This window comes from Streptomyces sp. NPDC001393 (genome assembly GCF_053597455.1).
Map to the genome: position 1 here is coordinate 96,468 of NZ_JBSFIH010000024.1, position 14,852 is coordinate 111,319.

The following is a 14,852-nucleotide window of genomic DNA, read 5'->3' on the forward strand; positions in this document are numbered from 1 at the left end:
CATCGTCCGCGGGTCAGCCTAGCGACCGCTCACGATGCCCGACAGGCCACGTGGGGAGGACTTTCAGGACTCCGGTGGCCGCGCTCCCACGAGCCACATGGAGAAGAACTGCGAGCCGCCGCCGTAGGCGTGTCCGAGCACTCTGCGGGCGCCGTCGACCTGGTGTTCTCCGGCCTGGCCGCGCACCTGGAGGGCGGCCTCGGCGAAGCGGATCATGCCGGAGGCGCCGATGGGGTTGGTGGACAGCACGCCGCCCGACATGTTGACGGGCAGGTCCCCGTCGAGTTCGGTCACCCCGGACTCGGTGAGCTTCCAGCCCTCGCCCTCCTCTGCGAATCCGAGGTTCTCCAGCCACATGGGCTCGTACCAGGAGAACGGCACGTACATCTCGACGGCGTCGATGTCCCGGCGCGGGTCGGCGATGGCGGCCTGCCGGTAGACGTCGGCGGCGCAGTCCCGGCCGGCCTGCGGGGAGACGAAGTCCTTGCCCGCGAACAGGGTGGGCTCGCTGCGCATGGCGCCGCCGAGCATCCAGGCGGGCGGGCGGGGCGCGCGGGCGGCTCCGGCGCGGTCGGTGAGCACCATGGCACAGGCGCCGTCGGAGGAGGGGCAGGTCTCGGAGTAGCGGATGGGGTCCCACAGCATGGGCGACGCCTGGACCTTCTCCAGGGTGATGTCGTGCTCGTGGAGGTGGGCGTAGGGGTTCTTCAGGGCGTTGCGCCGGTCCTTGTAGGCCACGAGGGAGCCGACGGTGTCGGGGGCGCCGCTGCGCCGCATGTAGGCACGCACATGGGGGGCGAAGAAGCCGCCGGCGCCGGCGAGGAGGGGCTGCTGGAAGGGGATCGGCAGGGACAGGCCCCACATGGCGTTGGACTCGGACTGCTTCTCGAAGGCGAGGGTGAGGACGGTGCCGTGGATGCGGGCGGCGACCAGGTTCGCGGCCACGAGCGCGGTGGAGCCGCCGACGGAGCCGGCGGTGTGCACCCGCAGCATGGGTTTGCCGACCGCGCCGAGGGCGTCGGCGAGGTACAGCTCGGGCATCATCACGCCCTCGAAGAAGTCGGGCGCCTTGCCGATGACGACGGCGTCGATGTCGGCCCAGGTCAACTCGGCGTCGTCCAGGGCCCTTCGGGCCGCCTCGCGGACGAGTCCGGCGATCGAGACGTCCCGGCGGGCGGCGACGTGTTTGGTCTGGCCGATGCCGACGACGGCCACGGGCTCCTTGCTCATCGTGGATCCCCTTCGAGTACGGCGACCAGGTTCTGCTGCAGGCAGGGGCCGGAGGTGGCGTGGGCGAGGGCGCGGTCGGACGCGCCGCGGTGGATGCGGGCGGCGGCCTCGCCGATGCGGACCAGTCCGGCGGCCATGACCGGGTTGGCGGCCAGCGCTCCGCCGGAGGGGTTGACGCGCACGTCGTCGCCGAGGCGGAGCGCCCTGCGCAGGATCACCTCCTGCGAGCTGAACGGCGCGTGCAACTCGGCGGTGTCGACGGGCCGTTCGAAGGCGCCGGCCCGCTCGGCGGCGAGCCGGGTGGAGGGTGAGTCGGTGAGGTCGCGGACGCCGAGGCCGTGGGCCTCGATGCGGTGGTCGACGCCGCGGATCCAGGCGGGCCGCGCGCACAGCCGGCGGGCCCGCTCACCCGCCGCGAGGATCACGGCGGCGGCGCCGTCGGAGACGGGCGGGCAGTCGCCGGTGCGCAGTGGCCGTACGACGTAGTCGCCCTGTGGCACCTGCCCCCGGAGCTGGGCGTGCGGGTTGGCTTCCGCGTCCGCGCGGCTGCGGGCACCGACGGCGGCGAGCGCGGGTTCGTCGGTGTGGCCGGCGTCCATGAGGGCCTGCGCCTGCAGGGCGGCCAGCGCTACGGAGTCGGGCCACAGGGGGGCGACGTAGTAGGGGTCGAGCTGGCGGGTGAGCACGTCCCGCACCGAGCCGGGCGAGCTCTTGCCGTAGGAGTAGACGAGCGCGGTGTCGGCGTCGCCGGTGAGCAGCTTGGTCCAGGCCTCGTACAGCGCCCAGGCGCCGTCCATCTCGACGTGCGACTCGGAGATCGGCGGCCAGGCGCCGACGCCGTCGAGGGCGAGGGTGAAGGAGAAGGCGCGGCCGGCGAGGTAGTCGCTGGAGCCGGAGCAGGTGAAGCCGATGTCGGCGGTCCTCAGGCCGGTCTGTGCCAGCACCTCGTGCAGGACCGGCATGAGCATCTCGACCTCGGAGGACTCCTCGGTGGAGCGCCGGTGGTCGGTCTGGGCGAAGGCGACGACCGCGATCTCCCGGGTCACAGCAGCTCCTTGTAGGTGTCGTAGTCGGCGTCGGGTTCGCCGGTGGGCCGGAAGTGGTCGGGGTGTCGGGCGCCCTCGGCCCACACGGGTTCCACGCGCAGGCCCATGCGCACCTGGTCGTAGGGGATGCCGCCGATCCGGGCGTGCAGGGCGAGGTCGGCGCCGTCGAGGGCGATGTGCGCGTAGACGTAGGGCACCTCGATGTCGAGGTTCTTCGCCTTGATGTTGACGATGCAGAAGGTGGTGACCGTGCCGCGGGGACCCACTTCGACCTGTTCCGCTGTGGCCACGCCACATGTGGGGCACGCACCCCTCGGGGGGACGTAGACCTTGCGGCAGGAGGGGCAGCGCTCGCCGACGGTCCGGCGTTCGGAGAGGGCGTTGAGGTAGTCGGACTGGGCACGGCCGGGTGAATAGGTGTAGTCCAGGCGGGCGGGGGCGACGATCCCGGCGAGCGGGTTCGCGAACTCGCCGCTGTGGCCACCCGGTGGGACGGGTTCGCCGTCGTACGGTTCGAAGCAGGCGATGTCGGTGATGGCGCCGGTGCGGTCCCCGGCCCAGCGGATGCGCACGCGCATCCCGGTGTGCACGGAGTCGGGGCCGGGGGCGTCGAGGGCGTGCAGCAGGGCGGTGCCGGCGCCGTCGAGCCGGACCAGGACCCAGGCGAAGGGGGTTTTGAGGGGCTGGCCGCGGCGTGGCGTGTGGTTCCACGCCCAGGTGGTGACCGTGCCCGTGGGAGCGACCTCCACCAGGTCGTGGAGCTCCTCGGCGGTGACGGGGTCGTACTCGACGGGTGGGACGAGGACGCGGCCGTCGGTGGCCGTGACCCCGAGAACGACGCGCTCACGCAGGCCGGTGAGGAAGGCGCTCTGGACGGGGCCGAGGGAGCGGGTGAAGGGGAATTCGACGGTCAGGGGAGCCTTGAGGACTTCGGGCATCGAGGGGGTGCCTCCTTCGGAGCTCGGTGCGTGGGGCGCCCCTGAAGGGGCGCGGGGCGGTGACACATGCGGCTCTGCCGTGTGGGTGCGACCAGCCACCCATGGCCCGCAGCGCGCGAACCTGCCGGCGCGGCACCTACGCACGCTTGTAGGCAGGCGGCCGTTTCTCCGCGAAGGCGCGAGCTCCCTCCTTGGCGTCGGCCGTGTCGAAGATCGGCCAGCCCCGCTTCAGCTCGGCGGCGAGCCCGTCGGCCTCGGTCATCTCCGCGGTCTCGTACACCGACGCCTTGACGGCCTCGACGGCCAGCGGCCCGCATGCGTTGATCTGTTCGGCGATCTCCAAGGCCTTGGCCAGCGCGGTCCCGTCGGGGACGACGTGCCCGATCAGGCCGATGTCCGCCGCCTCCCGCGCGCTGTACGCGCGGCCGGTGAGCAGCATCTCCAGTGCGTGGGTGCGCGGGATCTGCCGCTGGAGGCGGACCGTGGAACCACCGATCGGGAACAGGCCGCGCCGGACCTCGAACAGGCCGAAGGTCGCGGACTCGCCCGCGACCCGGATGTCGGTGCCCTGGAGGATCTCGGTACCGCCCGCGACGCAGTACCCCTCGACGGCGGCGATCACCGGTTTGCGCGGGCGATGGTGGCGGAGCATCGCCTTCCAGTGCAGGTCGGGGTCGGCCTTGAGCCGGTGGCGGTGGTGCTCCCCGGCCATGCCGTGGCCGGCCAGCGCCTTCAGGTCCATTCCGGCGCAGAAGGAGCCGCCGGCCCCGGTGAGCACGATCGAGCGGATCTCGTCGTCCGCGTCGGCCTCGAGCCAGCCGTCGTACAGGCCGACGAGCATCGCAAGCGAGAGCGCGTTCCTGGCGTCGGGCCTGTTGAGCGTGAGCACGAGTGTGGCGCCCTCGCGCCGCACGGTGAGGTGTTCCGTCCCGCCCATGGGCTTGTCTCCCCTCGGTGAGAACGAGAACAGGTTGCAGTAGGCGGGGAGGCACTTCAAGGGAGCTTCCAGAGTTTTCTGACAGACAGTCAGATTTCTTGGCGCGAGCCCTTCCCAGTTGCGCCGCCCTTTGCTCTGATGACCTGCTAGCGGACGCATGCGGGCAGGATCGGGGTCAGGAGGAGCGGTGGAGTACAACCTTGCCGATCTGTTCGAGTCGGTCGTCGACGTCGTCCCGGACCGCGAGGCGCTCGTGTACGTCGACCATCCCGGCACCGGCGCGGAGCGCCGCCTGACCTACGCCGAGCTGGACGCGGCCGCCAACCGCGTCGCCCACCACCTGATCGACAGCGGGATACGCCCCGGGGAGCACCTCGGCCTTCACCTGTACAACGGCGTCGAGTACCTGCAGACGGTGCTGGCCTGCCTGAAGGCGAGGATCGTCCCGGTCAACGTCAACTACCGCTATGTCGAAGACGAGTTGGTGTATCTCTACCGGGACGCCGATCTGGTCGCGCTGGTCTTCGACGCGGAGTTCGCGGACCGGGTGGCGGCGGCGCTGCCGCGGGCGCCGAGGCTGCGGCATCTGCTGGGGGTGGGCCCGGGGTCGGCCGGTGTGCCCGGGGCGGTGCCGTTCGGCGACGCGGAGGCGTCCGGATCGCCGCATCGGGGCTTCGCGGCCCGCTCCGCCGACGACCAGTTCATCATCTACACCGGCGGCACGACGGGTATGCCCAAGGGCGTGATGTGGCGTCAGGAGGACCTCTTCTTCGCGGGCCTCGGCGGCGGCGCGCCGACCGGGGAGCCGGTGAAGACGCCGGAGGAGCTGGCCGAGCGGGTCGCCGCCGGGGGCTCCGGGATCACCTTCTTCCCGACGCCCCCGCTGATGCACGGCACCTCCACGCTGACGGCGTTCATCGGCTTCAACTTCGGCCAACGCGTCGTCCTGCACCGCAAGTTCGTGCCGGAGGAGGTGCTGCGGACCGTCGAGAAGGAGAAGGTCACGAGCATGTCGCTGGTCGGCGACGCCATGCTGCGGCCGCTGATCGACGCGCTGAGCGGACCGCTCAAGGGCACGGACTGCTCCGCCCTGTTCAGCGTCTCCTCGTCGGGCGCGATCATGTCGGAGACGGTCCGCCGGCAGTTCCGGGAGCTGGTCCCGAACACCATGCTGCTCAACAACTTCGGCTCCTCGGAGTCCGGATTCAACGGTACGGCGACGGAGGACGCGGGACCCGAGCGCGGCTTCCGGCTGCGGGTCAACTCCCGTACCCGCGTGGTGGACCCGGTGACGCACGAGCCGGTCGCCGCGGGTGAGACAGGACGGGTCGCCCAGTGCGGCCACGTCCCGCTCGGCTACTACAACGACCCGCGGAAAACCGCCGAGACGTTCTTCGAGAAGGACGGGCAGCGCTGGGTCCTGCTCGGCGACATGGCGACGGTCGACGAGGACGGCGTGGTCACCGTGCTCGGCCGGGGTTCGCAGTGCATCAACACCGGGGGCGAGAAGGTCTACCCGGAGGAGGTCGAGCAGGCGCTCAAGGCGCATCCGGACGTGTACGACGCGCTGGTCGCCGGGGTCCCGGACGTCACCTGGGGCAACCATGTGGCGGCCGTGGTGCAACTGCGCGAGGGAGCCTCGCCTCCCTCGCTGGCCGACATCCAGAACCACTGCCGTACCCGGCTGGCCGGCTACAAGATCCCCCGGCAGCTGGTGATCACCGACTCCATCCGGCGTTCCCCGAGCGGCAAGGCCGACTACCGGTGGGCACGGGAGGTGGCGGTGGCGGCCGACCGGCGGTGACGCGAGGGGTGTCGCACCACCTGCCCCACCACCCGGTAGCACCACTCTGCGCGCACGATCGCCGCCATTCACCTACGTTGGGTGACTGTCGGTCGAGTGGTGCTGGTCCCGGCCTCCCGCACCGGCGCCGGGCCCCGCACGGAAGGATCTCCGGGTGTCTCACCACACGCCTAGTCACCTGCCGGGGAGCGCAGGCGAAGGGGAGCGCGGCCCGGAGGGAGCCGGGGATCCCACGCCGGCCGGGAAGGAGCAGCCGGCCGCGGCACCCGGCCGGCCCGGCGGACGCACGCGTGCCGCAGGGAGCCTCGCCGCGCGGGCCGGTCTGCTCGGCGGGCGACGTCGCCTCGCGCGGGGCCTGGCCGCACTGGCCGGCCCGCCCGGCAGGCGGGCCCGCATCGCGCGGTGTGCGGGCGTGGGCTCGGCCGTGCTCGCCGTCGCCCTCCTGCTCGCGGCCCTGCTGCTGCCGAACCGGCCCGACCGGCTCATCCCGGCCGCGTTCGTACGTCTGCCGGCCGAGGGCATCCTGCTCGCCGCCGTGCTGCTCGTGCTGCCGCCCCGGGGGAGGCGGGCCGGGGCGGCGGCCATCGGCGTGCTGATCGGGCTGCTCACCCTCCTCAAGTGCCTTGACCTCGGCTTCTATTCGGTGCTGTACCGCCCGTTCGACCTGGTGCTGGACTGGGGTCTGCTGGGCAACGCGGCAGACTACCTGCGGGACACCTCCGGCCGCACCGGCGAGCTGGTCGCCGGCGCCGGTGCCCTGCTCCTCGCGGTCGCCGTCCTCCTGCTGACCGCGGGCTCCACGGTCCGGCTGAGCACCCTGATGGCCCGGCACCGCGCCCGGTCCGTCGGTGCCGTCCTGGTGCTGTGCACCGCCTGGACCACCTGTGTCGTGTTCGGTCTGGAGCCGGGCGGCGTGCCCGTCGCCTCGACGCTCGACGCCGGCCTCCTGCGCGACCGCGCCCAGCAGGTCCGCGTCTCCCTCGCCGATGCCCGTCTCTTCCGGCGCCAGGCCGCCCACGACGCCTACGCCCACACCCCCTCGGACCAGCTGCTGGCCGGCCTGCGCGGCAAGGACGTGCTGTTCACGTTCGTCGAGAGCTACGGCCGTTCGGCGATCGAGGACCCGGCGATGGCCCCGCGGATCGGCGCGGTCCTCAGGCAGAGCGACGACGCCCTCCAGGCCGCCGGATTCCGGGCCCGCAGCGGCTGGCTGCGCTCGCCGGTGACCGGTGGCGGCAGCTGGCTGGCCCACTCGACCTTCCTGTCCGGGCTGTGGATCAGCAACCAGCAGCGGTTCCGCACCCTCACCTCCAGCGACCGGACCACCCTCACCGGCGCGTTCCGCAGGACCGGCGCGTGGCGCACCGTCGGCGTCGTGCCGGGGGTGCTGGTGGCCTGGCCGGAGGGCCGGTTCTTCGGCCTGGACCACGTCTACGACGGCCATCACCTCGACTACCGCGGCCCGGACTTCGGCTGGTCCCAGGTGCCGGACCAGTTCACCCTCCAGACGTTCCAGCGGCGGGAGTTCGGCACGCGGGGCCGGGGCCCGCTGATGGCCGAGATCATCCTCACCTCCAGCCACTATCCGTGGGCGCCCCTGCCCCGCATGGTCGACTGGGCGAAGCTGGGCGACGGCTCGGTCTTCCAGCAGATCCGGCGCGAGGGCAAGTCCCAGGAGGAGGTCTGGCAGAACCCGGAGAGCGTGCGCGACGCATACCGCGCCTCCATCGAGTACTCGCTGAACAGCCTCGTCGAATTCCTGCGGCGCTACGGCAACGACAACACGGTCCTGGTCTTCCTGGGCGACCACCAGCCGGTGCCGACCGTCACCGGGAACAGCCCCAGCAAGGACGTGCCGGTCACCATCGTCGCCCGTGATCCCAAGGTGCTGGACCGGATCTCCGGCTGGGGCTGGACGCAGGGCCTGAAGCCCGCCGCGAACGCCCCGGTCTGGGGGATGGACGGCTTCCGCGACCGGTTCCTGAAGGCGTTCGGGCCACAGCCGTAGCCCTCCGTGCCGCTCAGCGGTCGATGAACTCCCGCACCACGGCGAGGAACTCCTCGGGGCGAGGATCGTGGATCAGGTGCCCCGCGTCCACGGTCACCAGCGAGGCACCCGGGATCAGGCCGGCGAGCTGCGCGACCTGGTCCTGCGGGATGGGGCTGGTGGGACCGCCCCCGATGACCAACGTCGGCATGGTGATCCGGTCCATGTGGTCCCGCCACACAGGGTCGGGGGCGTTGCGCTGCTCGTCGGTGGCCCGCATCATCGCCCAGTCGAACGGCAGCTCTCCCGCGGGCCGTTCGGCGGGGGGCCGGGGCGGGTCGAGCGGCACGGGTGCGCAGACGTCCTCCAGCACCAGCCGTCGTACGGCTCCGGGATGACGCTGGGCCAGCACGTAGGCGACGATGCCGCCCAGTGAATGGCCCACGACATCGGCGCCCCCGAGGCCGAGGGCCGCCAGCAGGGCAAGGACGTCCTCGCTCATCGCCTCGGCCCGGTAGTCCCCCGGCCAGTCGCTCTTTCCGTGGCCGCGCAGGTCGGGGGCGTGCACCCGGCGCGGGCGCGGGGGTGCCGCGAGCCGCTCGGCGATGTGCGTCCAGTCCGCGCCGTCCGCGCCCCGGCAGTGCAGCAGCACGACGGGCGGGGCCTGTGCCGGGCCCCAGGACCGGCAGGCCAGGGTGATGCCGTTCGCCTCGACGGTGTACGGCGCTGTGGTGTCCATGCCGGGCACGCTAGCCGGGCGCTCCGTCCCGGGCCGCCTGTTCTGCCGAGGGCAGAGCCGCGCGCGCCGGCCCGTCGAGGAAGGCGAGGGTGCGTTTCAGGAACCACTCCGGGTCGTCCAGCCAGGGATAGTGCCCGGCGCCGGGTCGCGTATCGGACTCCCGCGCGCGTCCCGTCGGCGCGGGAACGCCCGCTCTGCGGCGCGACCGGCGCGGCCGGCGCGGAAAAATCTTCGCAGGCCTCTTGCCTGGAGCCGCATGGCCTGAATTACTGGCCCCGAACGGCTCGACCGAATGATCGGTCGTCCGGTATGCGAGTGCGGCGAGGGAGACGACTCGATGGCGGATGCGACGGACCTGCTCGACGCGGGCGAACGGCTCGGGCCCGAGGAGCTGCGGGAGCTGCAGCTGGAGCGGTTGCGCACCTCGCTGCGGCACGCCTACGACAACGTGCCGTTCTACCGGCAGTCCTTCGACAAGGCCGGTGTCCGCCCCGAGGACTGCCGGTCCCTCGCCGACCTGGCTCGTTTCCCCTTCACGAGCAAGGCGGACCTCAGGGAGAACTACCCGTACGGCCTCTTCGCCGTGCCGCGCGAGCGGATCCGCCGGCTGCATGCCTCCAGCGGTACCACCGGGCGCCCCACGGTGGTCGGCTATACCGAAAACGACCTTGACATGTGGGCCGACATGGTGGCGCGGTCGATCCGGGCGGCCGGTGGGCGTCCCGGTGACATCGTGCATGTGGCCTACGGCTATGGGCTGTTCACCGGTGGTCTGGGCGCCCACTACGGTGCCGAGCGCCTGGGCTGTACGGTCGTCCCGGCCTCCGGCGGCATGACGGCCCGGCAGGTGCAGCTGATCCAGGATCTTCAGCCGGCCGTCATCATGGTGACCCCGTCCTACATGCTCACGCTGCTGGACGAGTTCGAGCGGCAGGGCGTGGACCCGCGCGGAACCTCGCTGCGCGTGGGGATCTTCGGGGCCGAGCCCTGGACCGAGCAGATGCGGCGCGAGATCGAGGAGCGGTTCGCGATCGACGCCGTGGACATCTACGGGCTGTCCGAGGTGATCGGTCCGGGCGTGGCGCAGGAGTGCGTGGAGACCAAGGACGGGCTGACGATCTGGGAGGACCACTTCTATCCGGAGGTGGTCGACCCGATCACGGGTGAGGTGCTGCCGGAGGGCGAGCGCGGCGAGCTGGTGTTCACCTCGCTGACCAAGGAGGCCATGCCGATCGTCCGGTACCGCACCCGGGACCTCACCCGGCTGCTGCCCGGCACGGCCAGGGTGTTCCGGCGGATGGAGAAGATCACCGGGCGCAGTGACGACATGGTGATCCTGCGCGGGGTCAACCTCTTCCCGACCCAGATCGAGGAGATCGTGCTCCGCACGCCCGGCGTGGCGCCCCACTTCCAGCTCCGGCTGACCCGGGAGGGCCGGCTGGACCGGCTGACCGTCCGGGCCGAGGCCCGCGCGGACGCGGCTCCGGAGGCGCGGGACGCGGCGGCGCGGTCCATCTGCGCGGCGGTGAAGGACGGGATAGGGGTGTCAGTCGACGTGGAGATCGTGGAACCGGAGTCCCTGGAGCGCTCGGTCGGCAAGATCCGCCGGATCGTGGACCTGCGCCCGAAGGCCTCCGGCTAGGGCCCGTTGGGAAAGAGCTGGTCACAGCCACTCGTTGAGGACTGCGACCAGCACGGTCGCCTCCCTAGCGGACGGCTTGGTTTGTCGTACCTCGTGGCTACGGCCCGGTGGCGCTTGGGGCGATTGATCCCTCACTCGACGGCATGGGGCTCGCGGTAGTCGGTCTTGTCGAACTTTGCAGGACCCCTTTTCGACGCCCCGGCGGCGTGCTGGTGCGTCCGGCACACGGTGGCGGACCCGGACGGGTGCTCCCTGGCGGGATGTGCCGGAACGCTATGGCCCGTGGGACCGGGTAGACCCTAGTCGCCGAAGCGGTCCCGCAGTTCGCGCTTGAGGATCTTCCCGCTGGCGTTGCGCGGCAACTCCTCCACGAACAGCACCCGTTTGGGCGCCTTGAAGGGGGCCAGCTTCTCCTTCACATGCGCGATGAGCTGTTCCTCCGTCACCTCGCCGCAGCGGACCACGAACGCGGTGACGGCCTCGATCCACCGCTCGTCGGGCAGACCGATCACGGCGGCCTCGGCAACCGCCTCGTGGGTGTACAGCGCGTCCTCGACCTGACGTGAAGCGACCAGGACACCACCGGAGTTGATGACGTCCTTCACGCGGTCGACGATGGTGAAGTAGCCGTCGGCGTCGCGCACCGCGAGATCCCCGGAGTGGAACCAGCCGTCCCGGAAGGCCTCGGCGGTCTCCTCGGGCTTGTCCCAGTAGCCCTCGCACAACTGCGGTGAGCGGTAGACGATCTCGCCCGGTGTGCCGGCGGGCACGTCCTCTCCCCGGTCGTCCACCACCCGGGCGTCCACGAACAGCACGGTCCGCCCGCAGGAGTCCAGTCGGCCCTCGTGCTCGTCGGGGCCGAGGACCGTGGCCAGCGGGCCGATCTCGCTCTGTCCGAAGCAGTTGTAGAAGGCGAGTCGCGGCAGGCGCTCCCGCAGCCGCTCCAGCACCGGGACGGGCATGATCGACGCGCCGTAGTAGGCCTTGCGCAGGCCGTCGAGGTCGCGGGTGGCGAAGTCGGGCCGCCCCGCCAGCCCGATCCACACCGTGGGCGGCGCGAACAGGCTGTCCACGCGGCCCGCCTCGATCAGGTCGAGCAGCCGGTCCCCGTCGGGAGCGTCCAGGATGATGTTGGTCGCGCCGACGGCGAGGTACGGCAGCAGGAACACATGCATCTGCGCCGAGTGGTACAGCGGCAGCGCGTGTACCGGGCGGTCGCCGGCGCTCAGGTCCAGGGCGGTGATCGCGCTCAGGTACTCGTGCACGAGGGCCCGGTGGGTCATCATCGCGCCCTTGGGCAGGGCGGTCGTACCGGAGGTGTACAGCAGCTGCACCAGGTCCTCGGTGCGGGGTTCGGGCCCGCCGTACGGCGGTGCGTCCGCCAGCCGGGCCAGCAGCGAGTCCTCGGCGTCCCTGAGCGGCACGACCCGTACGCCGTCCGGGAGCCGGCCGGCGAGGCCCGGGTCGGCGAGGACGAGGCTGCTGCCGGACTGGCCGACGAGGTAGTCCAGGTCGGCCCCGGTCAGGTTCTGGTTGACCGGCACATGGACCAGGCCCGCACGGGCGCAGGCCAGGAAGCCGATCAGGTAGGCGTCGGAGTTGTGGCCGTAGGCACCGACCCGGTCGCCCGGCGTGAGGCCCTCCGCGAGCAGCACGGAGGCCGCGCGGGAGACGGCGGCGTCCAGTTCCTCGTACGTCCAGCGGCGCTCGCCGTACTCCACCGCGCGGCGGGCCGGGGTGCGCCGGGCGCTGCGGCGCAGCACCCCGTCGACCGTGCTGCCGTGTCCCTGGGTCATGGCTCTTGATCCTGGGTCCGTCGCGGAGGCAGGTCAAGCATCAACGGCCATTCGCCGAATGCAACTTTTGCTTCTGTGTGCTTCTGTGCGCCCCTTTGGAGAAAGCCTTCGGGACACCTTGCAGCGCTCAACCTGGGCAGGACTTGTGTCGAGCAAGTCCCCTGCAATCCCCCACATTTCGCGCGTCGCGCTGCGCAGGAGGTTTTCCATGAGTCGTGTTGTGCCCGAACGAGAACGAGCCTGGCGAACAGGTACTGCTCCCGGCATATTCCCACTCCTCGGCCACGGTATCGCCTTATACCGTCGGCCGCTGGCATTTCTGAAATCTTTGCCCGCGCACGGAGATCTCGTCGAGATACGGCTCGGCCCCCAGCGCGCCTGGATGGTGTGCCACCCGGAGCTGACGCACCAGGTGCTCATGGATCCGCACACCTTCGACAAGGGCGGCCCGCTGTACGACAGGCTCGGCAAGCTGATGGGCGACGGCCTGGTCACCTGCCGCCAGCCGACGCACCGCGACAAGCGCAGGCTGCTGCAACCCGGCTTCCGACCCTCCCACGTCGCCGCATACACGGATCTCGTCACCGAGGAGGCCGAAGCGGTGTGCGACGCCTGGCCGGCGGGCCGGACGGTTCCCGTCACCGAGGCGATGATGAGCCTCACGACACGCGTGATCAGCCGGGTCCTGCTCTCCGACTCGCTGGACGACGCGACGACCGCCGAGGTGCGGGACTGCCTCACGGAGGTCGTCCGTGGCCTGTTCGTCCGCACGGTCGTACCGATCGACGCCCTGTTCCGCCTCCCCACATCCGCCAACCGCCGCTACCGGCACGCGCTGTCGCGCCTGCACGCCGTCATCGACGGGGCGATCGCGCAGCGCCGCGGGGGCGCCGACCGCGACGACGTCCTGGGAACGCTGCTCACGGCCGCGCGCGGCGACGGCGGGGCGGCGGCGATCACCGATCGGGAGGTCCACGATCACCTGATCACGCTGCTGCTCACAGGCGTCGAGGCCCCGGCGCTGTGCCTGGCCGACGCCTTCTCCCTGCTGGCCCGCCATCCGGAGGCGGAGCGCCGCCTGCACGCCGAGCTCGACGCCGTCCTCCCCGGCGGCCGACGGCCCGGCCCCGAGGATCTGCCGCACCTCGTCCAGACCCGCTGCGTCGTCACCGAGACGCTGCGCCACTCCTCCCCCGGCTGGCTGTTCACCCGCGTCGCCACCCGGGAGACGGAGCTCGCCGGATGCCGCCTGCCCGCGGGAGCCACCGTTCTGTACAGCCCCTACCTGCTCCACCACGATCCCTCGTCGTTCCCCGACCCCGAGCGTTTCGATCCCGGCCGCTGGCTGCCGGGCACACCCACCGCCGCACAGCGCCGCGCCCTGATGCCGTTCTCCGCGGGCAACCGCAAATGCCTCGGTGACGAGTTCGCCATGGTGGAGGCCACCCTGGCGCTGGCGACCCTCGCCGGCCGGCGGCGACTGCGCCATCTGCCCGGGTACGTCGAACGGGCACCGCGGCCTGCGATCACGTTGGGCCCTCGAGCACTGGAGATGGTCTGCGAGGCCCGTTATCGCGCATCGGATTCCCGAACGGCAGGTGATCACGTTGCCGACAACGCATGAGGACATCATGGTCGGGGCACCGGACGGTATCGCGGCCCCCACCCTCAGGGACCTGATCGACAGCCACCTCCACATGCCCTTCCCGTTCCAGCGCAACCCGTATGAATCCGAAGTCGCGGCCGGCGTCGACGCATGGCTGGGCCTGTGGGGGCTGACCGACGACCCAGGTGTGGCAGCGATGATCGCCCGCACTCGCCCAGCCGAGCTCGCGTCCTGCACCAGCCCCGGTGTGGACTCCGGTCTGCTCCAGATCGTGGCCAATCAGATTGCCTATCAGTTCGTCTTCGACGACCGGGCGGAGTTCGTCGGCCGGCGCTCTCCGGGCAGGCTGCTGCCCATGCTCGGCGAGAGCGTCGCGATCCTGCGGGACGGCCGGCCGCCCACCACGCCCCTCGGAGCGGCCCTGGCCGATCTCCACCGGCAGGTCAGGCAACGGTGCACACCCGCGCAGGCCGCACGGTGGGCCTGGAAGAGCCGTGAATACGTGCACGGGCTGTTGTACGAATCGGTGGCCCACGCATGTCCCCTCACGGTGCGGACAGCGGACTGCACCTCCATACGGTCGCTGACGGCAGGCGTCGAGCCGTTCTACCCGCTGTACGAGGCCGCCCAGCCGCACGAACTGTCCCCCGCCGAACTGCACCATCCCGTCGTCCGGCGACTGAGCCGGCTGTCCGCCGATGCGGCGGTGTGGACGGCCGACCTGTTCTCGGCGGTGAAGGAACAGCGTGCGGGCGAAATGATCAACCTGGCCCTGACGCGCCAGCGCGAACACCGGTGCTCCCTGCAGGCCGCCGTGCTCCTGGCCGTCAAGGAGATCAACGGCACGATCGAGGAGTTCCAGAAGCTGTACGCGGAGGTCGCACCGGAGTTGAGTCCCGCGGGCGTGGGCTACCTGGAAGGAATGATCGGCTGGATCCGCGGGTGTTACCACTGGTCCCGTACCGTCCCACGCTACGCGGATGTGGCGTCCGTGCCCGCAGTGCCGTAGCCCAATCCTGTTCCGTACCCGCTGGGTGGGCATTATCCCACCCACAGCCGGTGATTCACCCTATGGTGCCCAATCCGGCCTGCCCCACCGCCACGCGGCGTACCCTCGGTTGCCCCTG

Annotated in this window: 11 protein-coding genes; 5 read left to right on the forward strand and 6 right to left on the reverse strand. The window is 71.4% G+C overall.

What is annotated here, in order from left to right:
• Positions 1-63 precede the first annotated feature (63 nt).
• The 4 genes from ACWC2T_RS24940 to ACWC2T_RS24955 form a co-directional block, all read right to left on the reverse strand.
• Positions 64-1,230 (reverse strand): thiolase domain-containing protein, encoded by a 1,167-nt coding sequence (locus ACWC2T_RS24940; RefSeq protein WP_450672569.1) that lies wholly within the window; start codon positions 1,228-1,230, stop codon positions 64-66.
• Positions 1,227-2,276, reverse strand: coding sequence for a thiolase domain-containing protein (locus ACWC2T_RS24945; protein WP_450672570.1), 1,050 nt, complete (start codon positions 2,274-2,276; stop codon positions 1,227-1,229). Before ACWC2T_RS24945 ends, ACWC2T_RS24940 begins: the two co-directional genes overlap by 4 nt.
• Positions 2,273-3,214 carry a Zn-ribbon domain-containing OB-fold protein gene (locus tag ACWC2T_RS24950; RefSeq protein WP_450672571.1) on the reverse strand — a complete coding sequence of 314 codons (942 nt, stop codon included), beginning with the start codon at positions 3,212-3,214 and terminating at the stop codon, positions 2,273-2,275. Before ACWC2T_RS24950 ends, ACWC2T_RS24945 begins: the two co-directional genes overlap by 4 nt.
• 136 nt (positions 3,215-3,350) lie before the next feature.
• Positions 3,351-4,151 carry a crotonase/enoyl-CoA hydratase family protein gene (locus tag ACWC2T_RS24955; RefSeq protein ID WP_450672572.1) on the reverse strand — a complete coding sequence of 267 codons (801 nt, stop codon included), beginning with the start codon at positions 4,149-4,151 and terminating at the stop codon, positions 3,351-3,353.
• 187 nt (positions 4,152-4,338) lie between these two features.
• Between ACWC2T_RS24955 and ACWC2T_RS24960 the strand changes: the two genes are divergently transcribed.
• Entirely contained in the window at positions 4,339-5,955 is a 1,617-nt protein-coding gene (locus ACWC2T_RS24960) for an acyl-CoA synthetase (RefSeq protein ID WP_450672573.1), read from the forward strand.
• A gap of 154 nt (positions 5,956-6,109) precedes the next feature.
• The gene (locus ACWC2T_RS24965; protein ID WP_450672574.1) at positions 6,110-7,963 is read left to right on the forward strand and encodes a sulfatase; all 1,854 of its coding nucleotides are present in this window, start codon (positions 6,110-6,112) and stop codon (positions 7,961-7,963) included.
• Between the two features lie 13 nt (positions 7,964-7,976).
• Here ACWC2T_RS24965 and ACWC2T_RS24970 read toward each other — a convergent pair whose 3' ends face one another.
• The gene (locus tag ACWC2T_RS24970) at positions 7,977-8,681 is read right to left on the reverse strand and encodes an alpha/beta fold hydrolase (protein WP_450672575.1); all 705 of its coding nucleotides are present in this window, start codon (positions 8,679-8,681) and stop codon (positions 7,977-7,979) included.
• A gap of 337 nt (positions 8,682-9,018) precedes the next feature.
• Here ACWC2T_RS24970 and paaK point away from each other — a divergent pair, with 337 nt between their 5' ends.
• Positions 9,019-10,323, forward strand: coding sequence for a phenylacetate--CoA ligase PaaK (gene paaK, locus ACWC2T_RS24975; RefSeq protein WP_450672576.1), 1,305 nt, complete (start codon positions 9,019-9,021; stop codon positions 10,321-10,323).
• Between the two features lie 299 nt (positions 10,324-10,622).
• Here the strand turns inward: paaK and ACWC2T_RS24980 are convergent, their stop codons facing one another.
• Positions 10,623-12,119, reverse strand: a complete 1,497-nt coding sequence (locus ACWC2T_RS24980) for an acyl-CoA synthetase (protein WP_450672577.1) — start codon at positions 12,117-12,119, stop codon at positions 10,623-10,625.
• A gap of 208 nt (positions 12,120-12,327) precedes the next feature.
• Between ACWC2T_RS24980 and ACWC2T_RS24985 the strand changes: the two genes are divergently transcribed.
• Positions 12,328-13,743 (forward strand): cytochrome P450, encoded by a 1,416-nt coding sequence (locus tag ACWC2T_RS24985; RefSeq protein ID WP_450672578.1) that lies wholly within the window; start codon positions 12,328-12,330, stop codon positions 13,741-13,743.
• 7 nt (positions 13,744-13,750) lie between these two features.
• Entirely contained in the window at positions 13,751-14,734 is a 984-nt protein-coding gene (locus tag ACWC2T_RS24990; protein WP_450672579.1) for a (-)-alpha-amorphene synthase, read from the forward strand.
• Positions 14,735-14,852 lie beyond the last annotated feature (118 nt).